Source organism: Rhizobium sp. BK112, from assembly GCF_014193215.1.
In the GTDB taxonomy this organism is placed as follows: domain Bacteria; phylum Pseudomonadota; class Alphaproteobacteria; order Rhizobiales; family Rhizobiaceae; genus Rhizobium; species Rhizobium anhuiense.
The window spans coordinates 34,728-58,851 of record NZ_JACHYZ010000001.1 but is presented as its reverse complement, the minus strand read 5'-3'; the positions used below and the strand labels follow the sequence as shown (position 1 = coordinate 58,851).

Annotated in this window: 20 protein-coding genes and 1 pseudogene; 12 read left to right on the top strand and 9 right to left on the bottom strand. The window is 62.5% G+C overall.

Annotated features, from left to right (window positions below; translation table 11 throughout):
* Positions 1-96 precede the first annotated feature (96 nt).
* The 3 genes from FHT75_RS00250 (at position 97) to FHT75_RS00240 (ending at position 6,265) form a co-directional block, all read left to right on the top strand.
* On the top strand, positions 97-1,641 hold the full coding sequence (locus tag FHT75_RS00250; RefSeq protein ID WP_063474376.1) for a cation:proton antiporter: 1,545 nt from the start codon (positions 97-99) through the stop codon (positions 1,639-1,641).
* Positions 1,642-1,904: 263 nt separating this feature from the next.
* Complete coding sequence (locus FHT75_RS00245; protein ID WP_048338375.1) at positions 1,905-3,080, top strand: efflux RND transporter periplasmic adaptor subunit; 1,176 nt, start codon at positions 1,905-1,907, stop codon at positions 3,078-3,080.
* A complete protein-coding gene (locus FHT75_RS00240) occupies positions 3,077-6,265 on the top strand; it encodes an efflux RND transporter permease subunit (protein ID WP_063474375.1) in 3,189 nt (1,062 codons plus the stop codon). The genes FHT75_RS00245 and FHT75_RS00240 overlap by 4 nt, the downstream gene beginning before the upstream one ends.
* A 37-nt stretch (positions 6,266-6,302) precedes the next feature.
* Here the strand turns inward: FHT75_RS00240 and FHT75_RS00235 are convergent, their stop codons facing one another.
* A complete protein-coding gene (locus FHT75_RS00235; protein WP_176707353.1) occupies positions 6,303-7,079 on the bottom strand; it encodes a metallophosphoesterase family protein in 777 nt (258 codons plus the stop codon).
* Between the two features lie 164 nt (positions 7,080-7,243).
* On the opposite strand from FHT75_RS00235, the gene FHT75_RS00230 reads away from it, so the two are divergent.
* The gene (locus FHT75_RS00230) at positions 7,244-8,371 is read left to right on the top strand and encodes a monooxygenase (RefSeq protein WP_063474374.1); all 1,128 of its coding nucleotides are present in this window, start codon (positions 7,244-7,246) and stop codon (positions 8,369-8,371) included.
* On the opposite strand, the gene FHT75_RS00225 is transcribed toward FHT75_RS00230, so the two are convergent.
* Together FHT75_RS00225 and FHT75_RS00220 are read right to left on the bottom strand one after the other, a co-directional pair.
* Entirely contained in the window at positions 8,372-8,836 is a 465-nt protein-coding gene (locus FHT75_RS00225) for an RrF2 family transcriptional regulator (protein WP_026188508.1), read from the bottom strand. It abuts the gene before it with no gap.
* 174 nt (positions 8,837-9,010) lie between these two features.
* On the bottom strand, positions 9,011-9,799 hold the full coding sequence (locus tag FHT75_RS00220; RefSeq protein ID WP_047618598.1) for an SDR family NAD(P)-dependent oxidoreductase: 789 nt from the start codon (positions 9,797-9,799) through the stop codon (positions 9,011-9,013).
* 142 nt (positions 9,800-9,941) lie between these two features.
* Between FHT75_RS00220 and FHT75_RS00215 the strand changes: the two genes are divergently transcribed.
* The gene (locus FHT75_RS00215) at positions 9,942-10,709 is read left to right on the top strand and encodes a TIM barrel protein (RefSeq protein ID WP_063474373.1); all 768 of its coding nucleotides are present in this window, start codon (positions 9,942-9,944) and stop codon (positions 10,707-10,709) included.
* On the opposite strand, the gene FHT75_RS00210 is transcribed toward FHT75_RS00215, so the two are convergent.
* Positions 10,706-11,242 carry a hypothetical protein gene (locus FHT75_RS00210; protein ID WP_047618595.1) on the bottom strand — a complete coding sequence of 179 codons (537 nt, stop codon included), beginning with the start codon at positions 11,240-11,242 and terminating at the stop codon, positions 10,706-10,708. The two genes, FHT75_RS00215 and FHT75_RS00210, sit on opposite strands and share 4 nt — an antisense overlap.
* 122 nt (positions 11,243-11,364) lie before the next feature.
* Here FHT75_RS00210 and FHT75_RS00205 point away from each other — a divergent pair.
* Positions 11,365-11,697, top strand: a pseudogene (locus FHT75_RS00205) (cupin domain-containing protein); the annotation flags it as partial.
* Between the two features lie 62 nt (positions 11,698-11,759).
* On the opposite strand, the gene FHT75_RS00200 reads toward FHT75_RS00205, so the two are convergent.
* From FHT75_RS00200 to FHT75_RS00180, 5 genes are all read right to left on the bottom strand, one after another.
* On the bottom strand, positions 11,760-12,869 hold the full coding sequence (locus tag FHT75_RS00200; RefSeq protein ID WP_063474371.1) for a sn-glycerol-3-phosphate import ATP-binding protein UgpC: 1,110 nt from the start codon (positions 12,867-12,869) through the stop codon (positions 11,760-11,762).
* 12 nt (positions 12,870-12,881) lie between these two features.
* Positions 12,882-13,796: an ABC transporter permease subunit gene (locus FHT75_RS00195; RefSeq protein ID WP_025570018.1), complete on the bottom strand. Its 915-nt coding sequence runs from the start codon at positions 13,794-13,796 to the stop codon at positions 12,882-12,884.
* A 10-nt stretch (positions 13,797-13,806) separates the two neighbouring features.
* Complete coding sequence (locus FHT75_RS00190) at positions 13,807-14,691, bottom strand: carbohydrate ABC transporter permease (RefSeq protein WP_017965892.1); 885 nt, start codon at positions 14,689-14,691, stop codon at positions 13,807-13,809.
* A 211-nt stretch (positions 14,692-14,902) separates the two neighbouring features.
* Entirely contained in the window at positions 14,903-16,258 is a 1,356-nt protein-coding gene (locus tag FHT75_RS00185; RefSeq protein ID WP_183851423.1) for an extracellular solute-binding protein, read from the bottom strand.
* A gap of 356 nt (positions 16,259-16,614) precedes the next feature.
* Positions 16,615-17,826, bottom strand: coding sequence for an ROK family transcriptional regulator (locus FHT75_RS00180; protein ID WP_063474370.1), 1,212 nt, complete (start codon positions 17,824-17,826; stop codon positions 16,615-16,617).
* 226 nt (positions 17,827-18,052) lie between these two features.
* Between FHT75_RS00180 and FHT75_RS00175 the strand changes: the two genes are divergently transcribed.
* The 6 genes from FHT75_RS00175 (at position 18,053) to FHT75_RS00150 (ending at position 24,119) form a co-directional block, all read left to right on the top strand.
* Complete coding sequence (locus tag FHT75_RS00175) at positions 18,053-19,291, top strand: extracellular solute-binding protein (RefSeq protein WP_063474369.1); 1,239 nt, start codon at positions 18,053-18,055, stop codon at positions 19,289-19,291.
* Between the two features lie 79 nt (positions 19,292-19,370).
* Positions 19,371-20,255 (top strand): carbohydrate ABC transporter permease, encoded by an 885-nt coding sequence (locus FHT75_RS00170; protein WP_063474368.1) that lies wholly within the window; start codon positions 19,371-19,373, stop codon positions 20,253-20,255.
* Positions 20,255-21,100: a carbohydrate ABC transporter permease gene (locus FHT75_RS00165; RefSeq protein ID WP_063474367.1), complete on the top strand. Its 846-nt coding sequence runs from the start codon at positions 20,255-20,257 to the stop codon at positions 21,098-21,100. Before FHT75_RS00170 ends, FHT75_RS00165 begins: the two co-directional genes overlap by 1 nt.
* Entirely contained in the window at positions 21,097-22,119 is a 1,023-nt protein-coding gene (locus FHT75_RS00160; RefSeq protein ID WP_063474366.1) for an SIS domain-containing protein, read from the top strand. Before FHT75_RS00165 ends, FHT75_RS00160 begins: the two co-directional genes overlap by 4 nt.
* Positions 22,120-23,049, top strand: coding sequence for a PfkB family carbohydrate kinase (locus FHT75_RS00155; protein WP_063474365.1), 930 nt, complete (start codon positions 22,120-22,122; stop codon positions 23,047-23,049).
* Positions 23,046-24,119 carry an ABC transporter ATP-binding protein gene (locus tag FHT75_RS00150; RefSeq protein WP_063474364.1) on the top strand — a complete coding sequence of 358 codons (1,074 nt, stop codon included), beginning with the start codon at positions 23,046-23,048 and terminating at the stop codon, positions 24,117-24,119. The genes FHT75_RS00155 and FHT75_RS00150 overlap by 4 nt, the downstream gene beginning before the upstream one ends.
* Positions 24,120-24,124: the final 5 nt, after the last annotated feature.

Genomic DNA, 24,124 nt, shown 5'->3' with positions numbered 1-24,124 from the left:
CCGGTTGCAGACGCCAGACGGTAGCCGCGGCCTAGCTCCGCCCTAATTCTGCCTGTAGTCGTCGCCTCCGCCGGAGGCGCCGCATTGGGGAGCTCGATGGCGTTCTTCGAAAGCATGCTGACGCTGCTGCTGGTGGCGATCGTCTTTCTGCAATTCTCCAGGAAGTTCCGGATCCCTTATCCGACAATGCTGGCGATCGCTGGCGTCATCGTCGCCGCCGTGCCTTGGGCGCCTGAGGTCGCAATCGATCCCGAGCTTGCGCTGGCGTTGCTGATCGCGCCCGTGCTCTTCGACGCCGCCTATGATCTGCCGCCGAGGACGTTGAGGCACAACTGGCTGCCACTCCTCTCGCTCGCCGCCATCGCCGTGATATTGACGGCCGCCGCCGTCGCCACCGTCAGCGTGACGATCGCCGGCCTGCCGCTTGCCGCGGCCGTCGCACTCGGCGCCATCGTCGCGCCGCCGGATGCGGCGGCGGCGACCGCCATGCTCGACCGCTTCACCCTGCCGCGCCAGACCTATGTGATCCTGAAGGGCGAAAGCCTCCTGAACGACGCCGTCGCGCTCCTGATCTTCAGCGCCGCGGTGGCAGCCGCCGCGAGCCCCGCCTTCTTCGCCGGTGCCCTGGCGGAATTGGCGCTCGCCGTGCCGGGCGGCCTCATCCTCGGTTACCTCATGGGCCGTCTCTACATGGTCGTCGGCCTGAGGCTCGCCGGCACGCTCGGCGGCACCCTGCTTGAATTCGTCGCCACTTTCGGCACGTGGATCATCGCCGAGCGGCTACACTTTTCGGCAATACTGGCGATCGTCGTCTACGCGATGGTCATCGCCCGCTACATGCCCGAGCGGCAGACGGCCCGCCACCGCATCCATTCCTATTCGGTCTGGGAGGCCGCGGTCTTTCTGCTCAACGTGCTGGCCTTCCTGCTGATGGGCCTGCAGGCCCGTCAGATCGTCCTCGACCTCGATCCCGGCCGCCTGGATTTCGCAATCACCTTCGCCACCATGGTTTTCGTCACGGTCATTCTCGTCCGGCTGGCCTGGGTGCTGTTTTATAACCGCGTCATCAACTTTCTTGCCGCGCGCGGGCGCACGAAACAGGCCGTTCCCACCTTCGCGACGAGCCTGCTTGCCGGTTGGTGCGGCATGCGCGGCCTCGTCACGCTGGCCACCGCGCTCGCCCTGCCGATCGACTTCCCCGATCGCGACATCATCCTGCTCAGCGCGCTCGCCGTCGTTCTCGGCACGCTCATCGTCCAGGGCCTGACGCTCGGGCCGCTGATCCGTTTCCTGAAATTCGAACCGGACACCTCCGTGGACCGCGACCTCGCCAGAGCCCGTGTCACGTTGATCGATGCAGCACTTGCCGAACTCGCCGGCGGCGAAGACAAATCCACCCGCATCCTGCGCGACGTGTACACCTCCGAGCGCGAGATCGCCGTGGACGGGAAACATCCGCGCGAGGTCAGCCGGCTCGACAAGCAGCGCCGCAATGTCATCGTTGCGAAGCGCCGCAGACTGGCGGCAATGCGCCGCGCCGGCGAGATCGACGACGATGTCTTTCACATGCTGGAACAGGAACTCGACTGGGCCGAACTCGGCGCCCTGCCGCCGGGCAGAGACGAGATTGTGGAGAGCTGACGCGCTCTGTGAAGTTTTGATGGATTCGAAAATCGTAACCAATTGGCATTTGCAATTTTTCGCCGCTGCCGTTTATAGTCCAATTCCATAGGGTTACGATTTTTCTGATCGACATTGCCTGCCGGCCTTCCTTTCCAAGGGATCGGACGCCGGAGAAATCCCCGGGGGCAGAGGCCTTCGTTCAAAGCAGCAAGACCTGAACAGCATCACTTCATCTTGAGGTTGGCGGCTAGTTAATCGGCTGCCAAGATTGGAGGACTGGTATGACCTACGCGCTTCGACAGATGCTGGTGTTTGGCTCTATCGCCGCATTCATGCCTTTGGCCGCGCTGGCTCAGAGCGCCCCGCCGCCCCCGCCCGTCACCGTCGCCAAGCCTGTTGTGCGCGATGTCGTCGACAGCGACGAATTCATCGGCCGCTTCGAGCCGGTCGACGAAGTCTCCGTTCGCTCGCGCGTCGGTGGGTACCTGCAGGAAATCCATTTCCAGGACGGCGCCTTGGTCAAGCAGGGCGACCTGCTCTTCGTCATCGACCAGAGGCCGTTCGTCACCGCGCTCAATCAGGCAAAGGCCGCACTCGAATCGGCGCAATCCGCCTTGGTCTTTGCCGATGCGCAATATAAGCGCACGCAATCGCTTGCTTCGAGCGGCAGCCAGTCGGCGCAGACGCTGGATGATCGCCGCCGCGAATTCGATTCGGCCGAGGCCAATGTCCGCGGCGCGCAGGCCGCAGCCGATCGCGCTTCTCTCGACATGGAATATACCGAGATCAAGGCGCCGCTCAGCGGCCGCATCGATCGCCGGCTGATTTCGGCCGGCAACCTCGTGCAGACCGACCAGACCGTGCTGACAACAATCGTTTCGCTCGATCCGATCGATTTCTATTTCGACGTCGACGAGCGCCGCCTGTTGAATTTCGCCGACACGGCGCGCAAGCTCGGCAAGGATCTCCAACAGGGCGGCGGCGGTCTGGATGTCTCCGTCACGATCTCGGATCCCAATGCAAAACCATTCAAGGGAAAGCTCGATTTCGCCGAAAACCGGGTCGACAATGAGAGTGGCACCATTCGTCTGCGGGCCCGCTTCCCCAACCCCGATCTCGTCCTTCAGCCCGGCCTCTTCGGCCGCATACAGGTCGAAGCCTCCAACACCTACCAGGCCATTCTCGTTCCCGACGAGGCAATCGGCTCCGACCAGAATGAGCGCGTCGTCTATGTCGTCGCCGAGGACGGCACGGTTTCGACCAAGCCGGTGAGACCCGGACCCCGGCTCTATGGCTACCGCGTCATACGCGAAGGCCTTGACGGGACCGAGACGATCATCGTCAACGGCCTGATCCGCGCCCGGCCGGGTACCAAGATCACACCTCAGATGACCGAACTGCCCAAGGAGCGGCAGGACACTGCGCCCGAAACCGCCGGCGCGGAGAACGGACAATGAGATTTGCTCATTTTTTCGTGGACCGGCCGATCTTTGCGGCCGTCATCTCGATCGTTCTTCTGGTCGTCGGCGGCATTGCCTATACGCAATTGCCGGTATCCCAGTATCCGGAGATAGCGCCGCCAACCATCGTCGTGCGCACGTCATATCCGGGTGCCGATCCGCAGACGATCGCCGATACCGTGTCGACCCCGCTCGAACAGCAGATCAATGGCGTCGAAGACATGCTTTACATGTCGTCCTATTCCAGCGCCGACGGCGCCATGTCGCTGACGATCACCTTCAAGCTCGGCACCGATCTCGACAAGGTGCAGGTGCTCGTTCAGAACCGCGTTTCCATCGCCCTGCCCCGTCTTCCCGAGGAAGTCCAGCGGCTTGGGGTGACCACTGACAAAAGCTCGCCCGATCTGATGATGGTGGTGCATCTGCTGTCGCCGTCGCACCGCTATGACCAGCTTTATGTCTCGAACTACGCCCGCAACCGAATCCGTGACGTTCTCGTTCGCCTTGACGGCGTCGGCGACGTGCAGCTCTTCGGCGAACGCCAGTATTCGATGCGAATCTGGCTGGATCCGGAAAAACTCTCCGCCTACGGGATGACATCCGATGACGTCGTCGCCGCGCTGAGAGACCAGAACGTCCAGGTGTCCGGAGGCAAGATCGGTGCCCCGCCGGTGACCGGCAAGAATGCGTTCGAATATACGGTGCGAACGGATGGACGCTTCTCCGATGTGCGCGAGTTCCGATATGTCATCGTGAAATCGACGACATCGGGCCGGCTCGTGCAGTTGCAGGATGTCGCCCGTATCGAACTCGGCGCGCAGGATTACGTCACCAACAGCTATCTCAACAATGACCCGGCCGTTGCTCTTGGCATCTTCGCCCGGCCGGGAACCAATGCCCTGGACACCGCCCATCAGGTCCAGTCGATCATGAAGGACCTCTCGCAGAATTTCCCGCAGGGCCTGGAATATCGCATCGTCTACGACACGACCGAATTCATCTCGGATTCGATCACCGAGGTCTATAGAACCATCGCCGAGGCGGCCATCCTGGTGGCGATTGTCGTTCTCGTCTTCCTGCAATCCTGGCGAACGGCGATCATTCCGATCATTGCCATCCCTGTATCGCTGATCGGCACCTTCGCCGTCCTGCTGGCCTTCGGCTTCTCGCTCAACATGCTCACCCTGTTCGGCCTCGTGCTGGCGATCGGGATCGTCGTCGACGACGCGATCGTGGTGGTGGAAAATGTCGAGCGCAATCTCGCCCGCGGCATGACGCCAAAACAGGCATCCCACGTCACGATGGACGAAGTCGGAACTGCCGTCGTCGCCATCTCGCTGGTGCTGATTGCCGTATTCGTGCCGACCGCCTTCATTCCCGGCATCTCAGGCCAGTTCTACCGGCAGTTCGCGGTGACGATCGCTGTCACCACGGCAATTTCCGCATTGAATTCGCTGACGCTGTCGCCCGCCCTTGCAGGCATATTGCTGAAAACCCATGACCACGAAACCAGGCGCACGAACGTCGCCACGCGCCTGGGAAGAGGACTTGCAAACGGCTTCAATCGTGGATTCGATCGGCTGAGCTCGGGCTATTCATGGACCGTTCGGCATCTGGTCAGCAGTTGGGTGGGATTGACAGCCGCGATGGCCGCCTTCGTCTGCCTGCTCGGGGCCACCTGGTACATGGGAACGAAAGTTCCCGCCGGCTTCATCCCGACCATGGACCAGGGTTACGCGATCATCGTCATCCAGCTTCCGGACGGCGCCTCGCTTGCGCGTACCGATGCCGTCGTCAGACAGGTGGGCGATATCGCCCGCACCGTGCCCGGCGTCGGCAACGCCGTGCAATTTGCCGGCTTCAGCGGGGCGACATTCACCAATGCTTCGAATGCCGGCGTCGTCTTCGTTCCGTTCAAATCCTTTGCCGAACGTGAAGAAGGCGGAGAGAACGCCAACAAGATCATCGGCGAGCTTTACGGCAAGCTGCAAAGCATCCAGGAAGCCTTCATCATTGCCATCCCGCCGCCATCCGTGCGTGGCGTCGGCAATTCCGGCGGCTTCAAGATGCAGATATCAGATCTCGAAAACGCCGACATGACGCGCGTGCTCGGCCTCGCCCGCCAGATGATGGGTGCGGCGGCGACGACCGAAGGGCTGACGGGCGTCTTTACGACATTCTCCGATGCAAGCCCGCAATACTTCCTGGCGCTCGACCGCGACAAGGCACGCTTCCTGAACGTGCCGATCCCCAATATCTTCAACGCGCTTTCCATCAATCTCGGCGTCGCCTACGTCAACGATTTCAATGCGTTCGGCCGCGTCTACCAGGTCCGCGCCCAGGCCGACCGGCAATATCGCATGGACAGGGAAGACATTCTCGCCCTGAAGGTTCGATCGGCAACCGGCGCGCTGGTTCCGCTTGGAACCTTGATGGACATTCAGGATGCCAGCGGCCCGGCGCTTGTCCAGCGCTACAACATGTACGTCTCGGTGCCGCTTCAGGGCAATCCGACGCCGGGCACGTCGACCGGCGATGCCATCGCCAAGATGGAAGCGCTGGCTGCGAAGATCCTGCCGCAGGGCACGACCTTCGAATGGACGGAACTCGCCTATCAGGAGACCCACACCGGCAACACGGCCATCTACATCTTCGCCCTCTCCGTCGTCTTCGTCTTCCTGGCGCTGGCGGCCCAATATGAAAGCTGGGTTCTGCCGCTCGCGATCATTCTCATCGTCCCGCTTGCGGTGCTCGCGGCGCTGATCGGGGTCTCCCTGCGGGGCATGGACAACAATGTCCTGACGCAGATCGGCCTGATCGTCCTGATCGGTCTTGCGGCCAAAAACGCCATTCTGATCGTCGAGTTCGCCAGGCAGGCGGAAGAGGAAGGCAAGTCGCCGGTGGAAGCGGCCATCGAGGCCAGCCATCTTCGCCTGCGCCCGATCCTGATGACGGCATTCGCCTTCATCTTCGGAGTTCTGCCGCTTGCCATCGCCACCGGCCCCGGCGCCGAAATGCGCCAGTCGCTCGGCACCGCCGTCTTCTCGGGCATGCTCGGTGTGACGATCTTCGGTCTGTTCCTGACGCCGGTCTTCTACGTCGTGCTGCGCGGCTGGCGCCGCAACCGGCCGGCTACGGTAGAACCGGCAAAGACGGAGCCGGTCGATGAAGGGGTCGTCTGAGACGACCCACCCGGCTCTGAAGAAACACGCGCGCAAGTCAGGTCGAAAACAGATGCACCTGGCCCTGCCACAGGCGCGCGACGGTGAGCTTGCCACTGCGATAGGCGCGCGTATCGATATTGAGCCGCCTCGGCTGTATATCGGGTTTGTCGTTCGGCGTATGGCCGTGAACGATGAGTTTCGGTAACGGCACCCGGCTTTCGAGAAATCGCTGGCGGATGAGGACCAGATCCTCGTCCGTCTGCCTGTCGAGCGGCAGTTTCGGATTGATGCCGGCGTGCACGAAAATCACGCTTGGGGTTTCCAGCAGGACAGGCATCGCCCGCATGAAATCGATATGCGTACGCGGCAACGACTGGCGGATGAAGGCATCGAGTTTTGCGCCGGTGGGGAAGACCAGGGGCAGGTGGTCCGGATCGAGCCCATAGGATTTGAGCAGCTCCGCCGACCCCATCTGCATCCAATCGTCATAGGAGATCCAGCCGTCGATATAGTCGAGCATGGCGATTTCGTGATTGCCGGCAAGGCAGATGCGGTCGAATCCATCAGGTGGTGGCTCCATGAGATGGCCGATAACCTGTGCCGATTCCGGGCCGCGGTCGATATAGTCGCCGAGCGTGACGATCAGCTTGCGCCCGGGCAGCCGCGCGCCATCACGCAGGATCGCTTCCTCGGCTTTCACAAGCAGATCGTACCGGCCGTGAATGTCGCCGATCGCATAGGTTGGGATAGCGGCAATATCCAGCGTCAGACGCGGTCTCGGCTGGCGCGCCATTTTCGAAACCTCGCTGTTGCGAGCACGAGAGTCGCTCATCATGTTTCTCAATCAAGGAAGCCCCACTTCACCGTAAGTAGCGTGGAGAACAGGGCAATCAAGCTGGTAAGAAAATTCAAACCATTCGGGTTTTGTAGAAAAACCGGTCTTATCATTCGAGGGCTAATCCCTCACTCCTGTATCCGTCGAGGAAAGAGTGACCGATGGGAACGGTATCGCAGTTTCATGAGAGCTTGAGGCCTCCCGCGCATCGCATCGAAAGCGAAGAGGAGGCGATATCCGCGGCCCGCGACCACGCTGCCGCATTCCGGCACCAGGCGAGCGAACGCGATATCAACCGCATCCTGCCCTTTGCCGAGCTCGATGCGCTGTCGGTATCGGGGCTGACGGCAATCGCCGTACCGCCTGACCATGAAGGACTCGACGTGTCGAACGCCCTGCTCGCCGAAATCGTTGCGATCATCGCCGAGGGCGACGCCTCGATCGGCGAGGCGTTGGAAAATCATTTTTGCGCACTGGAAACGCTCCGTACCCAGGCCGGCGAGGATTTGAAGGCATCGCTGTTTGCCCGTGTGCTGCTCGGCGACCGCTTCGCCGGCGCCGCCTTTACTGACGAGGCCGAGCTTACGGCCGAAGGCCCGGGCTATCGCCTCAGCGGGCGCACGCGCCAAGTGCCCGGTATTCTGTTCGCCGACTGGATCGCCGCAGCCGCCACCGCTCCGCCCAGCCGCCCGGTGACGCTCTACCTCGCACGCGATGACGAAGGCGTGCAGGTGGTCGACGATTGGGACGGCTTCGGCCAACGCACCAATGGATCGGCGACGGCGATCGTCGGCACGCTTCATGTCAATGCCGATGCGGTTGCGCCTGCCCCCTCGTCCGGACATTCGACCGGCATCTCGCTCGGCCTGCTGCTCAAGGCCGGCGTCGGCCTCGGCATCGCGCGAGCCGCATGGAGCGACCTGATGACCGCGATCGGCGATCGCAGCACGACGGTTCTTCCCCGGATCGGCGAACGCGCCATCCGCATCGAAGCGACAGCGGCGGCCTTGGAACGGGCTGGCCGCAAGCTCGACATCGCCCAGGTCAATCCTGTCGAGGCAGCGATGGCGGACGCGCATTTCTCCGCCTCGGCGGCCGCGATCCTTGCCGAGGAAACGGCGCTCGACACCGCAAACGCGCTGTTCGAACTTGCAGGGGGAACATCAGCAGGCATCGGGCTCAATCTCGACCGCCATTGGCGGAATGCCCGCATTCACGCGCTTTCGCTGCCGCGGGATAGATTGGTGCATACCGCAGGCGAATACATGTCGAAGGTCGGTGGCGCCTAATCAGCTGGCGGCGGAGATCGGGAACTGTTCCTTAGCGCCTTCGATGCGGCCGCCGTCGGCGACGAATTGCTCGAGGGTCATATTGTCGAGAATGGCGGCGATCGCGTCCCGAACATCGGTCATCGAGCGCCGCACCTGACAGGTCTCAGGATCGGCGCAGTCGTCGCAGGCCTCGTACGCCGTCCGGCTGGCGCAGCGAATCGGTGCTAGGGGCCCGTCGAGCGTGCGGATGACATGGCCGATGCGGATTTCCGAGGCCGGCCGCGACAGCGAATAGCCGCCGCCCGGCCCCTTCTTCGAGCGCAGGATGCCGACATTGCGCAGTTCCAGCAGGATCGTATCGAGGAACTTCTTCGGGATATTGTTGCGGGCCGCGATATCGTTGATGAAGGCAGTCTCGCCCGGCGCCAGCCGCGCCAGATCGACCAGCGCCTTCAGCCCGTATTTTCCCTTTTTCGTCAGCATCGTCGTCGCCTTGTAGAATCGCAGTATTTATCCTGCCAATAGCAGGCAAATAGCGTCAAAAGCGTGAACATACAACAAAATAGCTATTATTTATAGCTTGTATCGGCAACGTCCACAGGCCGGCCCGGCAGTCTTGCGAAAGATCGACTTGCCGAGCCCTGCCGGCGGCCGCCGTCAAATCGTCTTCAGCATGCCGCCATCGACGAAATAGGTCGAGCCGATGCAATAGCTCGCGCGCTCCGAACTCAGGAAGACGAAGACATTCGCCAGTTCCTCCGGCGTGCCGAAGCGTTTGGAGGCGGCGTGTTCGTTGGCGACGCTCTGCAGGTAGCCTTCCCAGTTGCCGCCGGTTTCGGCCGTCAACTGCTTGGCGGTCTTGATCCAGTCGGGCGTCAGGATAAGGCCGGCATTGACGCAGTTGACACGGATATTGTCCTTGATGAGCTCGGTCGACAGTGTCTTCGAAAACATCATCAGCGCCGACTTGCTGACATTGTAGATCGGTTCGTACCACAGCGGCTGAACGGCACAGATCGAGGCGTTGTGCAGGATCACACCACCGCCGCGTTCCTTCATCTGCGGCGCGATGCCGCGCGCCAGCCGCACGGCGGCCATCACATGCAGGTCCCAATAGGCTTGCCACTTCTCGTCCGGCGCCTCCATCACCGTCTCATTCGATCCGGTGCCGGCATTGTTGATGAGGATATCGGCCCCGCCTTTTTCGGCCGCCGCCGCAATGATCGCCTCGGTTCCCCCAGCCGTCGCCACGTCGGCGGCAACAGCGATGGCGTCGACACCGTACTTCTCGGCGATACGGGCGGCTTCCGCCTTGAGCCGATCGCCGCCGCGGGCCGCCAGCACGAGATTGGCGCCCTCAGCCGCCAGCCCCTCGGCGATCGCCAGTCCGATACCGACCGACGCGCCTGTTATGACGGCAGTCTTTCCCTTCAATCCGAGATCCATGTCTTCCTCCGCAACGGCCGGAGATCCCGGCCTGATATGCTGAGTGTTCCGCCAATGAACCCGGGCGTCAAGCGCCCGAACGCCTCTTGCGAGAGGCTGCGATCTGTCGCATGCCTACATCAACAGGATGGGAGGAGTTTTCATGCCACGTTATTCAGCCTGCATAGAGTGGCTGTTTGCCGAAGAGGGCGACCGCTTTCCCGACCGCATCCGCCGCGCCCATGCTGCCGGCCTGACGGCAATCGAATTCTGGCGCTGGAGCGACAGGGATCTGGACGCGATCGAGGCGACACTGAAGGAAACCGGCCTTGCCGTCACCAGCCTCGTCGCCGAACCGATGATCGCGTTGACCGACGCCGCCAACCGGCAGGCTTGGCTGAAAGGCCTTGCCGAATCCGTCACTGTCGCCAGGCGTCTCGGCGCGCCGGTGCTGATTGCCCAGGCGGGCGACGATCTCCCGGCCCTGAGCCGGCAAGAACAGCGCCGGGCGCTGACTGAAACACTGAAGGCCGGCGCCGATATTCTTGCAGACAGCGGTGTGCGCCTCGGCGTCGAGCCGCTCAACATCCGCATCGACCATGTCGGCTATTTCCTCGATTCGACCCGCGAAGGCCTCGACATCATCGATGACGTCGCCCGCCCCGAGATTGGCATCGTCTACGACATCTACCACTCCGCCGTGATGGACGAGCGCACCGAGGACGTGCTCGATGGCCGCCTCGATCGCATCATCCACGTCCATGTCGCCGATCACCCCGGCCGCAACGAACCGGGCTCTGGCGAAATCGACCTTGCCCATCGCCTCGACTGGATCTTCGCCAACGGCTACCACGGCGCCGTCGGTCTGGAATACCGGCCGACCAGACCCGGCGCGGACGCCGTCAGGGGCGCGATCGCCGCACTCGGTTAGGCGGAATTGGCGCCTTCGGCGAAAGCTTCAAGCTCGGGGTCGAAATCGACGTCGACGACATTGTTGAAGACGGCGGTCGCCAGCATGATGCCGGCGAAGGCGACGAGATCGACAAGCACCTTGATCTCGTAGCGCTGTTTCAGCTTCGCCCAGAGTTCGGCGGGTACGGCGTTGGAATCGGCAACGATCGCCTTGCCGAAAGCGTCGAGCAGCGCTTCCTCCTCGGAAAGCTCCAGTGCGTCCGGATTGAAACCATTGTTGATCAGCGCCCGACGAAAGAAGGTGATGGCGATTTTCGATTGCGCCGCCTTAGAGATTGCATGCGAGAAGATCCAGATCGCCCGGTCATTGACAGCAGGATCGAGTTCGGCCCGCAGCGTGAACCATTCGGCGTAGATGCGATGGGCGGCGGGCGAATGCAGCAGTGTCCGCTTCATATTGGTCATCCGTCCGCGCAGCCTGATTTCTTCGTCATGCGCCGCACGAATCTCTTCCGAAGCCGTGTCGTAGTCGATCTGCGGGAGGTGGCTCATCGGGTCCGTTCTTTCCTATGTGCACAGAAGCTATCGGGGCGCCAAGATATTGTGCGGGCAAATCCGCTTGGCTGCCGCCCGGCGCCGGCCTAGACTGACCAAATCGAAGCAGGAGGCAAGGCATGAGCGACGACCACGAGCACCATCATGTCGACTGGCGCGAACATGGCGTCAAGGTCATTCCCGGCAATTCGCTCGATCCGAATACCGCGCAGACGCCGGGCATGAACCGCGCGACTGCGATCAACAATGCGCGTGCCGGCGCCGAAAAGATCTGGGCCGGCACGGTAACGATCCATGCCAACGCCAAGACCGGCGCCCATCACCACGGCGATCTCGAAAGCATCATCTACGTGGTCAAGGGCAAGGCCCGCATGCGCTGGGGCGAACATCTGGAATATACCGCCGAGGCCGGCCCCGGCGATTTCATCTATGTTCCGCCCTATGTGCCGCACCTCGACCCGATCCATCGCTGATATCGGGCGCTCACACGGGACCGGAAACGCCTGCGGCGCGCTCAGGCGTGAACGACGCCGGCGCCGCTCATGGCAGTGTTCTCGATGATTCGGCCGGTATCGGCGGCATAGAGGTGGATCTGGTCGTAATCGATCGCGATGCCGATCGGATCTCCCGACTTCACCTTCACCGCCTCGGTCAGCGCCACGGCAAAGGGCAGCCCGTCGAAATCGGCGTGGACGACACGGCTTGCGCCAAGCTCTTCGATGAAATCGGCCGTTGCGGTGAGGGCACCCGGCGCATCCGGGGCCACCAGCCGGGCGGCTTCGGCGCGCATGCCGAGCACGACGCGTTTGCCTTTCAGCGGTGCGGCGCGCTCGCGCGGCAGCACGACCTTGCGGCTCTGGTCGTAGACGAAGACGCCCTCGTCATTGATCGTACCCTCGAGCAGGTTCATCGCCGGCGTTCCGACGAAACCGGCGACGAAGCGCGAGACCGGATGATGATAGACTTCTTCCGGCGTGCCGACCTGCTCCACCCTGCCGCCGTTCATCACCACCAGCCGGTCGGCCAGCGTCATCGCCTCCGTCTGGTCATGCGTGACGAAGATCGAGGTGGCCCCGAGGCGGCGGTGCAGGCGTCGGATTTCGGCGCGCATGGCGATGCGCAGCTTGGCGTCGAGGTTCGATAGCGGCTCGTCGAAGAGAAACACCTTCGGCTCGCGGATCATCGCGCGGCCCATGGCGACGCGCTGCCGCTGGCCGCCGGAAAGGGCGGCCGGCCGACGGTCGAGGAAGGGTTCGAGGCTGAGCGCCTTGGCGACTTCGCCGATGCGCCGCGTACGCTCCGCCGTCGAAACGCCGGCCACCTTCAAGGCATAGCCGATATTCTCGGCGACGCTCATATGCGGGTAAAGCGCGTAGTTCTGGAACACCATGGCGCAGCCGCGTTCGCGCGGCTCCATCTGGTTGACGACACGGCCATCGATGGCGATTTCGCCGCCGCTGATTTCCTCGAGGCCGGCGATCATACGCAGCAGCGTGGACTTGCCGCAGCCGGACGGGCCGAGGATGACGATGAACTCACCCGACTGGATGTCGAGATCGACGCCGTGGACGACGGGGGTCTTGCCGTAGTTCTTCTTCACGCCACGAATGGAGATCGGTGCCAAGGGAGTACTCCTTCACTTCTCGGTGGAGATAAGGCCGCGCACGAACCAGCGCTGCATCAGGATGACGAGCACCAGCGGCGGCGACATGATGATCAGGGTTCCAGCCATGGCGACGTTCCAGTCGGGCAGGCCGAATTCGGACGGGATCAGGGTCTTCAACTGCGTCACCGCAATGCCGAAATTCGGATCGGTGGTGATCAGCAACGGCCAGAGATACTGGTTCCAGGCCCAGACGAACATGATGGTGAACAGCGCGATCATATTCGGCCGCGAAAGCGGCAGCAGAATATCCCAGAAGAACCGGACCGGGCCCGAACCGTCCATCTTCGAGGCTTCGGCCAGCTCGTCCGGAACCGTCAGGTAGAACTGCCGGTAAAGGAAGGTGCCGGTCGCCGTGGCGACCAGCGGCAGAACGAGACCGGGATAGGAATTCAGCAGACCCCATTCGAGCTTGATCTGAATGCCGGTGATCTGCGAGACGAGCCAGCTTATCCCGGTGACGTCGAGGATCGTCTGGAAAGGCTGCAGCGCGTTGGCCGCAATCGAATAGGTCGGCACGATGCGGACTTCCAGCGGCAGCATCAGCGTGATGAAGATGATCCAGAAAATCACATAGCGGCCACGGAAGCGGAAATAGACGATCGAGAAAGCCGCCATGGAAGAAAGCATGACTTTGCCGGCACCGACCGTCGTGGCGAAGATGATGCTGTGGAACAGCTTGTTGCCGAGGTCGGCGCGAACCCAGGCGGCCTCGGCGTTTTCCCAGAAATGCGAGCCCGGCGTGAGCGGCAGCGGCACGCGATTGACCGTTTCCAGATCCAGCGTCGACGCGATGATGACGATGGCGAAAGGCAGGAGCGCGATCACCATGCCGAGCGCAAGAAGCGTATAGCAGATGAAGTTGAATATCGGCGTGCGTTCGATCATGTCCGCGACCTCACTTGTAGTGCACGCGCCGCTCGATGAAGCGGAACTGGAAGATGGTGAGAAGGACGACGAGCACCATCAGGATGATCGACTGCGCCGCAGCGCCGGAATAATCGAGACCTCTGAAGCCGTCGAAATAGATCTTGTAGACCATGAGTTCGGTGGCGCGCGCCGGCCCGCCTTGGGTCATGACGTCGACGATACCGAAGGAATCCTGGAAGCTCTCTGTGATGTTGATGACGAGCAGGAAAAACAGCGTCGGCGTCAGCAAGGGCAGCTGGATATCCCAGATCCGGCGCATCGGCCCCGAACCGTCCATGGCCGCCGCCTCGATCAGCGAGCGCGGAATGCCTTGCAGCGCCGAGAGGAAGAAGATGAAGTTGTAGCCGATATATTTCCACGAGAAGGCGACGATGACGGCGATCATCGCATCCTTGCCGTCGAGCGCCGGGTTCCAGAGACCGGGCCAGACGTGATTGATGACCGACAGCAGGCCGGCCTCCGGCGCCAGGATGAAGCGGAAGGCGAGCCCGAGAGCGGGAGCGGCAATTGCGTAAGGCCAGATGAACACCGACCGGTAGACCTTGTGGCCGCGCAGTTCACGATCGGTCAAAAGCGCCAGGATGAGCGCCAGTCCCATGGCAATCGCCGTCGAGCTGAAGCCGAAGATCATGCTACGGGTGATCGAGTCCCAATAGATCGGATCGGTGAGCAACTGTTTGAAATTGTCGAAACCGACCCAGGCATTGCCGCCGCCCCATGGCTGCTCAAGCGTGAACGCCCAATAGAGCGCCTGCGCGCTTGGCCAATAGAAGAAGACGAAGATCAGCAGCAGCATCGGAAATGCGAAGAGCAGTCCGATCGTCGTCGAGGAGAAAGTGACGCGCTTTTCCATGAGTGGTCGTTTTCGTCCTGGTTTGGTTTAAAGCATGTCGCGCAAAAGTGTGCAGCGGTTTTGCGGTAACGACATGCGCCGACATAAAGATCTAAAGCGCGAGCGGCGCGCTTTAGACGCGGGCGGCGAGTACGCATCCGCGGCCGATAAGGGAACTTACAAGGACGCACCCGGCGCGCGACGCGGGCCGGGTGCGGCATATATCGGGCGATCAGGGGAACTGAACGTTCTTATAGGTCTGCTGGAAGCGGCGCAGGAGCGTATTGCCGCGTTCGGCAGCGCCGTCGAGCGAAGCCTGGACATCGGCATTGTTGACGAAGATGGCCTGCAGACCATTGGCGATTTCGGTGCGGACCTGCAGCAGGCCACCGAGGCGGATGCCGTGCGGAGCCGCGTCACCGGCAGGCGATGCGGTCAGGCTCTGAATGGCGAGTTCGCGGCCGGCATAAGGCGCCTTGTCGTAGAAGCCCTGCTTCTTGAGATATTCGAAGCCGGAGTTACGAACCGGGATGTAGCCGGTAACGGTCGACCAGGTCAGAGCCTCTTCCGGCTTTGCGATGAAGTTGAAGAAGGCAGCGGCAGCCTTGTATTCAGCGTCCGAATGGCCCTTCAGAACCCAAAGCGAAGCGCCGCCGACGTAAGAGCTGTGACGGGTTGCGTCGCCGTAGGTCGGGAGCATGGAAACGCCCCAGTTCATGCCTTGCTTGGCGGTGCGGCCAACATTGCCATGGTCGCCGACCGAGGTCAGGATGACCTGGCAATCGCCGGCGGCAAAGGCTTCGACGAAGGTCTGGCCGACGGCCTTGTTTTTGATCACGGCAAGCTTGTTGTCATACCAGGACTTGAGGTCCTTGATATAGCTGACCAGAAGCGGGTTCTTGTTGAACACCAGCTCGGCGTCGAGACCTTCAAAGCCGTTCTTCTTCGTGGCGATGGCTTCGCCGTTGACGGCTTCGAACTGCTCGATGTACTGCCAGACTTCGTTGTTGGAGATGTCGAAGCCGAGCGGACAAGCATAGCCTGCATCCTTCAGAGCCTTGAGGTCTTCGCCTGCTTCCTTCCAGGTTGCCGGAGCATGATCCTTGCCGATCTTGGCGAAGGCGTCCTTGTTCCAGTAGAGCAGAGCGGTCGAGGAATTGAAGGGGAAGGAGTACATCTCACCCTTCGAGGTCGCGTAATAGCCCGATATACCTGAGAAATAATCGTTCCAGTCGACGGTATAACCCATGTCGGCCATCAGCTTGTTGGCCGGATAATAGGCGCCGGAGAGCATGATATCGAGCGTGCCGGCATCGGAGACCTGGGCGATGGTCGGCTGCTTGCCGGCGCGGAAGGCAGCGATGGTGTTCTGCAAGGACGCATCGTAGCTACCCTGGCTGGTGCAGACGACTTCGTAATCGGCCTGCGACTGGTTGAAGCGATCGCACTGTTCCTGGACACGCTTGGCAATGTCACCGGAGTTGCCGAACCAGAAGTCGATCTTGGTCTTATCGGCGGCGGCGGCGGGACCAGCAAGAAACGCTGTAGCGAGAAGGGCGCCAACGGCGCCGAGAAGCTTGGCTTGCATGAGAACCTCGAACGTAAAAGGGACGCGCACTTTCAGCGCACGCCCTATTAGCGGGTTCAAATTGCCGCGGCCAATGAATATTCCATGACATGAAATGATCGAAATCCAGTTGTCATAAAAAATTCACATAGTTGTTATTCGCCGATATCGGAGATATATTTGGAGAAATTTCGAGGAGTTCTTTAGCATATTGCGAGTAAATTTCTATTACATTCAAAACAATGGAATTTTAGGGGGAATGCAATATTTATTTATATTTCGACCGGACGGATTTATTCGCCCGAACCATCCTAACGAAACTTGCCAACAGCCCGCATTTTTTGCCGTTGCACTGGTGTGCAACACTGGTTTCAGCCTCAGGACTGACGGGAATCCTTCAGGATCGCGGCAAAACGTGGATCGAATGCACGACTGATCGGCCCGGCGGCGGCACCCAGCGCCACCGACCAGGGATCGGCTATGCCCGGCTGCAGGCGCGGCAGTGTCCGGCCGCGGCGCTCGGCGATCGACGGCAGCAGCGGGCCGATCGCCGCAAACAGCCTGCTTACCAGCGCTTCCGGCGCGCTGCCGCAGAGGATCACCGTCTGCGGATCGAACAGCGTCTCGAGGAGATGGATGCTCCAGCGCAGGTCCGCTGCGGCCGCCTCGACCCAGGCGCGGATGCCGTGATCGCCCCTTAAGGCAAGCTCGTTGATCCGCGCATAAAGGTCAGGATCGGCGGGATCGATCGACAGATGCTGGTAGAGCGAGGCGAGCGAGGCGCGATGTTCGAGCGGCGTCGATTTGCCGTCGGCAAACAGCAATGCCATGCCGATCTCGCCGGCATTGCCGTTGGCGCCGCGGTAAAGCTCGCCGTTCAGAATGAGGCCGGCACCGATGCCATAGCCGACGAAGAGGCAGACGGCATGGTCGAGGCCATGGGCGGCTCCCACCATACGCTCGGCGGTCGCCGCCGCGGCCGCATCGTTCTGCAGGCCGACATCGAGCCCGGTGCCGGCGGCCAGCGTTTCCAGCAATGGAAACTTCTGCCAAGCCTCCATCATCCACGGATCGTCGCCGCTGCCGGCGACCCCGAAGGGTCCGGGCATGGCGGCGCCGAGGCCGACCAGCCGCTTTTCCGATTGCTGGACGATCCCGGCGAGCTTCGACCGCACGCCGGCGACGAGATCAAGGATGACCTTCGTCCCGTTAAACGGACCGCCTGGCGGCAGGCCGGCCTCGTCACGCACGAGAACGCTGCCGACCAGATCGACGGCGACCGCCCGCGTCACATGCCGGTCGATCTGCAGGCCGATCGCAAAGGCGCCCTCGGGCACCAGGCCGTAGGGCGTCGAGGGCTGGCCCCTGCCCTTCCGCACCGCCTCCTGCGAACTGACGAGACCGTCGCGTTCGAGTTCCTCGATGATATTGGACACCGTCTGCTTGGTCAGCCGCGTCGCCCGCGCCAGATCGGCGCGTGAAAGCGCACCGTTGATCCTTAGGGCATCGATCATCACGCGCCGGTTATGGGCGCTGGTGCCTTCGTGATTGGTGCCGCTCTTGGCCCGGATCGGTCGACTGTCATTCATCTGCAATTGCCTCTTGACTCCATTAGAATGTTGAAGAAGTATTAAGTCAATACATTTGACTTAATGAGGGACCGGAGAGTCCCAGGGAACGCAGGAAGCCCAGCGAGGCCTCCGACGACGCTCCGAGATGATGGACTGGCACGTTTTCAACACGCGCCTTCTCGAACGCCGAGGGCGGCGAAGTCCGCCCTCGGCAATGCGTAAATGTCAAAAACTGGAGGCTGCAATGCTGAAATCCCTTAACAAGACGCTTCTCGGTGCGGCCTTGATCGGCGCATCCTTTGCGCCGCACGCTTTCGCCGAAACGACGCTGAACGCGCTCTTCATGGCACAGGCCGCCTATAGCGAGGCCGATGTGCGCGCCATGACCGACGCCTTCGCCAAGGCGAACCCCGACATCAAGGTCAATCTCGAATTCGTTCCCTATGAAGGCCTGCACGACAAGACGGTGCTGGCGCAAGGGTCCGGCGGCGGTTACGACGTCGTCCTCTTCGACGTCATCTGGCCGGCCGAATACGCCACCAACAAGGTTCTGGTCGACGTCTCCTCTCGTGTCACCGACGAGATGAAGAAGGGCGTGCTGCCGGGCGCCTGGACCACCGTGCAGTACGACGACAAATATTACGGCATGCCGTGGATCCTCGACACCAAATACCTGTTCTACAACAAAGAAATCCTTGAAAAGGCCGGCATCAAGGCGCCGCCGAAAACCTGGGACGAGTTGACCGAGCAGGCAAAGACCATCAAGGACAAGGGCCTGCTCGCCACGCCGATCGCCTGGAGCTGGTCGCAGGCCGAGGCCGCGATCTGCGACTACACCACACTCGTCAGCGCCTATGGCGGCGATTTCCTCAAGGACGGCAAGCCGGCCTTCCAGACCGGCGGCGGCCTCGATGCGTTGAAATACATGGTCTCCAGCTATTCCTCGGGCCTGACCAATCCGAACTCCAAGGAATTCCTGGAAGAGGACGTCCGCAAGGTCTTCGAAAACGGCGATGCCGCCTTCGCTTTGAACTGGACCTACATGTACAACATGGCCAACAATCCGAAGGACAGCAAGGTCGCGGGCAAGGTCGGCGTCGTGCCGGCGCCGGGTGTTGCCGGCAAGAGCGAGGCTTCGGCCGTCAACGGCTCGATGGGCCTCGGCATCACCTCGGCCAGCCAGCATCCTGATGAGGCCTGGAAGTACATCACCTTCATGACATCACAGGCAACGCAGAATGCCTATGCCAAGCTCAGCCTGCCGATCTGGGCATCCTCCTACGAAGACCCTGCTGTCACCAAGGGCCAGGAGGAGCTGATCTCCGCCGCCAAGATCGGCCTTGCCGCCATGTATCCACGTCCGACGACACCGAAATATCAGGAGCTTTCGACCGCGCTGCAGCAAGCGATCCAGGAATCGCTGCTCGGCCAGACCTCGCCCGAAGACGCGCTGAAGTCGGCGGCCGACAACAGCGGCCTCTGAGCAAAGCATGAAACCCGGGCGGCGCCCGCCGTCGCCCGGTTCGCTTTCGATAACCTATGAATGAAGAAGGGTCGCCTCGATGTCGGGCACTTGGCTGACAACCCGCGCGTGGCTTTTGATGCTGCCGCTTCTCGTGGTGATGATATCAGTCATCGGCTGGCCTCTGATCGATACTATCGGCCTCTCCTTCACCGATGCCAAGCTCGTCGGCACGCAAGGAAACTTCGTCGGCATCGACAATTATGCCAAGATGATCTCCGGCTCGAATTTCCAGCGCACGCTGATCACCACCGCATGGTTCGCGATCATCTCGGTCGCCGCCGAAATGGTGATCGGCGTTCTGGCGGCGCTGTTGCTGAACCAGCAGTTTCGCGGCCGCACCGTGCTTCGCGCCCTGATGATCCTGCCCTGGGCACTGCCGACCGTCGTCAACGCCACGCTCTGGCGGCTGATCTACAATCCGGAATACGGCGCGCTGAATGCCGCACTGACCCAACTCGGTCTGCTGGAGGCCTACCGCTCCTGGCTCGGCGAGCCGGGCACGGCGCTGGCAGCCCTCATCGTCGCCGACTGCTGGAAGAATTTCCCGCTGGTGGCGCTGATCGCACTGGCCGCACTTCAGGCCGTGCCGCGCGACATCACCGCCGCCTCGCTGGTCGACGGCGCCGGTGCTTTCGCCCGCTTCCGCTTCGTCATCCTCCCCTATCTCGCCGGCCCGCTGATGGTCGCCTTGGTGCTGCGCACGATCGAAGCCTTCAAGGTCTTCGACATCATCTGGGTCATGACCCGCGGCGGCCCGGCCAACAGCACGCGTACACTGTCGATCCTCGTCTATCAGGAAGCCTTCTCCTTCCAGCGGGCAGGCTCCGGCGCCTCGCTGGCATTGATCGTCACGCTGCTGGTGACGCTGCTTGCCGCCGGCTACGCCGCCCTGGTGCGCAAGACCGCCGGGAGTGCCGCTTGATGGAACGCCAGAGCCCGCTCTTTTCCGCCTTCATCCATCTCTGCGCGCTGCTGCTCGCCGCCGTCATCCTGGCGCCGATCCTGTGGCTGTTCATCATGAGCATCTCGCCGGCCGCCGATCTTGCAGCAAAACCCCTGCGCTGGTGGCCGCAGACGGCGGATTTCTCGCGCTACGCCGTGCTGCTCTCGACGCTCGAAAACAGCGCCGGCGCCGCCTTCACCTCATCGCTGCGCAACAGCATCGAGGTGGCGGGCATGGCGACGATCGCCGCCATCGCGCTTGCGATTCCGGCCGGCTGGGCGGTGTCGCGCACGCCTTCCGTCGGCTGGTCGCTGTCGATGGTGATCGCCACCTACATGTTGCCGCCGGTGGCGCTCGCCGTGCCGCTCTATATGAGCCTCTCCCATCTCGGCATGCTGAACAACGTCTTCGGCCTCGCCCTCGTCTATCTGACAATTCTCGCGCCGTTCACCACCTGGCTGATGAAATCGGGCTTCGATTCCATCCCGCGCGAAATCGAATCCGCCGCGATGATCGACGGCGCCGGCCTGATCCAGACATTGCGGATCATCACGCTGCCGCTCGCCGCCCCCGTGGTCGCGACGTCAAGCCTCTTTGCATTCCTGCTTGCCTGGGATGAATTCTTCTATGCGCTGCTCTTCACCTCGGACCAGCGCGCCAAGACGCTGACCGTCGCCATCGCCGATCTCGCCGGCGGCCGCGTTTCCGATTACGGACTGATCGCGACGGCAGGCGTGCTCGCCGCCCTGCCTCCCGTGCTGATCGGCCTCGTCATGCAACGCGCCCTGATTTCCGGGCTAACCAGCGGCGGCGTCAAGGGATGAACATGACAGAAGAAACAATCCGGCCGGCCGGACTTGCCGCGATCGATCGCGAAATGGCGCGCCAGCATGCCGATGCGATCGCCTCCTACGAAGCTGCCCGGCCGATGGCGGCGAGGGCCGCCGCCTCGCTGAAGAAAACCGGCCGGCTGCTGCTGATCGGCATGGGCGGCTCGCACGCCGTCAACCGTGCCGTCGAGCCGCTCTACCGCGCGCTCGGCATCGATGCCCTCGCCTTGCCGCTGTCCGAGCAGCTCGGCCAGCCGCTGCCGATCACCGGCAGGACGATCTTCGTCACCTCGCAATCCGGCGAAAGCGCCGAGGTCGTGCGCTGGTTCGACGAGACCGGCGGCACGGCGGAGACCTTCGGCCTGACGCTCGAAGGCAGTTCCTTCCTTGCAAGAACGACCCCGTCGCTGGTGGGTAGCGGCGGCACCGAGCTTGCCTTCGCCGCCACCCGCAGCCTGACGGTAACCTTCGCCCTGCATCTGGCAATCCTTGCCGCCCTCGGCGAAGATCCGGGCGCCGCGCTTGCCGTCCTCAGGGCGCCTGAAGACCAGGACATCGCCGACGCCCTCGCCGCCCTCGAAAACGTCGCGACCGTCGTCACCTCAGGCCGGCGGCTGCAGGGTGTCGCCGAGGCGCTGGCGCTCGGATTGACGGAACTGTCGCGTCGTCCCTGCTTCTCGCTGGAGGGTGGCCAGTTGCGTCACGGACCGATGGAGATGCTGGGGCCGGAGATCGGCGTCGTGCTCTTCCGCGGCTCGGACGAGACGGCCGGCCTGGTCACCGCAATGGCGGTATCCGCCGTCGAGACCGGCGCCCCCGTCATCCTGTTCGACGCATCCGGGCAAGCGCCGGTCGCCGGCGCAGTGACGATCCGCTTTGCCCCTGCAACCGGCCTTGCCGCGATCTTCGCCATGCTGCCGGTTGCCCAGCGACTGATGATCGCCTTTGCCGATACCCGCGTGGAGAATGCCGGAACGCCTGTTCGATCCACCAAAATCACCCGGAGCGAATGAATGCGGCCACTTGCAGTCATCGGCAACGTCAATGTCGACCTGATCCTTGGACCGGCCGCCCCCTGGCCGAAGGCCGGGACGGAAATCATCGTCGACCATGACGAATTGCGGGTCGGCGGAGCAGCCGGCAACAGCGCGCTCGCCTGGCAAGCGCTTGGCGTCGAATTCGAGATCGCCGCCAACATCGGCAGTGACCAGTTCGGCCGCTGGCTGCGAGAAGCCTTCGGCCGCCGTTCAGAGAAATGGCCGGTGCGTCCTGAGAAAACGACACTCTCCGTCGGCATCACCCATCCGGACGGCGAACGCACCTTCTTCACCACAAGGGGTCATCTGCCGCGCTTCAGCCTGGCAGATGTCTTCGCGGTCATCGAGGGCGAGAGGCTTCAGGGCGGTTATGCCCTTCTCTGCGGCTCGTTCCTGACCGACGATCTGACGAGAGAATATGACGCCTTGTTCGACTGGGCCGACAGCCATGGCATCACCATCGCCCTCGATACCGGCTGGCCGCTCGACGGCTGGACAGACGAGAATTGCGCGGCGACACGCGCCTGGCTCTCCCGCAGCGGCATCGCGCTGCTGAATGAGGTTGAATCGACCACGCTTGCCGGCATCGCCGATCCGATCGAGGCCGCCCGTCACATCAGGTCGCATATGCCGGAGGGTGCGATCGTCGTCGTCAAACGTGGGCCGGACGGCGCCATCGCGATCGGGCCGGACGGCCTCTTGGTTTCGGTGGCCGCACCCGTCGTTGAGGTCGTCGATACGATCGGCGCCGGCGATGTCTTCAACGCCGCTTTCCTCGCCGCGCTCGCAAGCGATGCACCGCTGGTTTCCTGCCTCATGGCGGGAACCGAGGTTGCCTCGCGCGCCATTTCCACCCTTCCCCGCAACTATGGCGGCCCGATACACCTGCAGGAGCCAGTGCGATGAGCGCACTCGAAATTCAGAACATCCGCAAGACCTATGGCGACGTCGAAACGCTGAAAGGCATCGACATCTCACTCGAAAGCGGCGAATTCCTGGTGCTGCTCGGTTCCTCCGGCTGCGGCAAATCCACCCTGCTGAACATCATTGCCGGCCTTGCCGAGGCGACGAGCGGCGATGTCAGGATCGGCGGCCGCTCGGTGCTCGGCGTGCATCCGAAGGACCGCGACATCGCCATGGTCTTTCAATCCTACGCGCTCTATCCCAACCTGACGGTGCACCGGAACATCGGTTTCGGCCTGGAAATGCGCAAGGTGCCGGCGCCGGAACGCGACAAGGCCGTGCGTGATGCTGCAAAGCTGCTGCAGATCGAAAACCTGCTCGACCGCAAGCCGAGCCAACTTTCCGGCGGCCAGCGCCAGCGCGTCGCGATCGGCCGCGCGCTGGTGCGCAAGCCTGAAGTATTCCTCTTCGACGAACCGCTCTCCAACCTCGACGCCAAGCTGCGCATGGAGATGCGCACCGAGATCAAGCGGCTGCATCAGATGCTGAAGACGACGGTCGTCTATGTCACCCATGACCAGATCGAGGCGATGACGCTGGCCAGCCGCATTGCCGTCATGCGCGACGGCCGCATCGAGCAGCTCGGCACACCCGAGGAGATCTACAACCATCCGGCAACGCTCTATGTCGCCACCTTCGTCGGCGCGCCGCCGATGAACCTGCTGAAGGCAACAGTGCGTGACGATCGCCTGGCGCTTTCAGGCTCCGATGCCAGCCTGCCCCTGCCCGCCCGTTTCCGCGAGACGGCCGGCAATGGCCGCGACCTCATCCTCGGCATCCGTCCCGAGGCGCTTCGCACAGGCGGCACCGGCCCGTCGATCGAGGCAAACCTGGAGGTCGCAGAGCTGACCGGCCCGGAACTCGTCGTTACCGTCCTTGCCGGAAATCAGCGCCTGATGGCCTGCCTGCCGCCGCGCACGCCGATCCGCGACAACGAAAAGCTCACCCTCTTTTTCGACGAAGAGGCAATGCATCTCTTCGATCCGGAAACCGGCCTCAGCTGCGGCCGTTAGCGACG

Excerpts from the sequence above, each read along its gene's own strand:
- FHT75_RS00245 (WP_048338375.1), top strand. The coding sequence starts at position 1,905 with ATGACCTACGCGCTTCGACAGATGCTGGTGTTTGGCTCTATCGCCGCA.
- FHT75_RS00195 (WP_025570018.1), bottom strand. The coding sequence starts at position 13,796 with ATGATCGAACGCACGCCGATATTCAACTTCATCTGCTATACGCTTCTT.
- FHT75_RS00165 (WP_063474367.1), top strand. The coding sequence starts at position 20,255 with ATGGAACGCCAGAGCCCGCTCTTTTCCGCCTTCATCCATCTCTGCGCG.
- FHT75_RS00160 (WP_063474366.1), top strand. The coding sequence starts at position 21,097 with ATGAACATGACAGAAGAAACAATCCGGCCGGCCGGACTTGCCGCGATC.
- FHT75_RS00240 (WP_063474375.1), top strand. The coding sequence starts at position 3,077 with ATGAGATTTGCTCATTTTTTCGTGGACCGGCCGATCTTTGCGGCCGTC.
- FHT75_RS00185 (WP_183851423.1), bottom strand. The coding sequence starts at position 16,258 with ATGCAAGCCAAGCTTCTCGGCGCCGTTGGCGCCCTTCTCGCTACAGCG.
- FHT75_RS00250 (WP_063474376.1), top strand. The coding sequence starts at position 97 with ATGGCGTTCTTCGAAAGCATGCTGACGCTGCTGCTGGTGGCGATCGTC.
- FHT75_RS00175 (WP_063474369.1), top strand. The coding sequence starts at position 18,053 with ATGCTGAAATCCCTTAACAAGACGCTTCTCGGTGCGGCCTTGATCGGC.
- FHT75_RS00230 (WP_063474374.1), top strand. The coding sequence starts at position 7,244 with ATGGGAACGGTATCGCAGTTTCATGAGAGCTTGAGGCCTCCCGCGCAT.
- FHT75_RS00235 (WP_176707353.1), bottom strand. The coding sequence starts at position 7,079 with ATGAGCGACTCTCGTGCTCGCAACAGCGAGGTTTCGAAAATGGCGCGC.
- FHT75_RS00215 (WP_063474373.1), top strand. The coding sequence starts at position 9,942 with ATGCCACGTTATTCAGCCTGCATAGAGTGGCTGTTTGCCGAAGAGGGC.
- FHT75_RS00190 (WP_017965892.1), bottom strand. The coding sequence starts at position 14,691 with ATGGAAAAGCGCGTCACTTTCTCCTCGACGACGATCGGACTGCTCTTC.
- FHT75_RS00220 (WP_047618598.1), bottom strand. The coding sequence starts at position 9,799 with ATGGATCTCGGATTGAAGGGAAAGACTGCCGTCATAACAGGCGCGTCG.
- FHT75_RS00155 (WP_063474365.1), top strand. The coding sequence starts at position 22,120 with ATGCGGCCACTTGCAGTCATCGGCAACGTCAATGTCGACCTGATCCTT.
- FHT75_RS00180 (WP_063474370.1), bottom strand. The coding sequence starts at position 17,826 with ATGAATGACAGTCGACCGATCCGGGCCAAGAGCGGCACCAATCACGAA.
- FHT75_RS00150 (WP_063474364.1), top strand. The coding sequence starts at position 23,046 with ATGAGCGCACTCGAAATTCAGAACATCCGCAAGACCTATGGCGACGTC.
- FHT75_RS00210 (WP_047618595.1), bottom strand. The coding sequence starts at position 11,242 with ATGAGCCACCTCCCGCAGATCGACTACGACACGGCTTCGGAAGAGATT.
- FHT75_RS00170 (WP_063474368.1), top strand. The coding sequence starts at position 19,371 with ATGTCGGGCACTTGGCTGACAACCCGCGCGTGGCTTTTGATGCTGCCG.
- FHT75_RS00225 (WP_026188508.1), bottom strand. The coding sequence starts at position 8,836 with ATGCTGACGAAAAAGGGAAAATACGGGCTGAAGGCGCTGGTCGATCTG.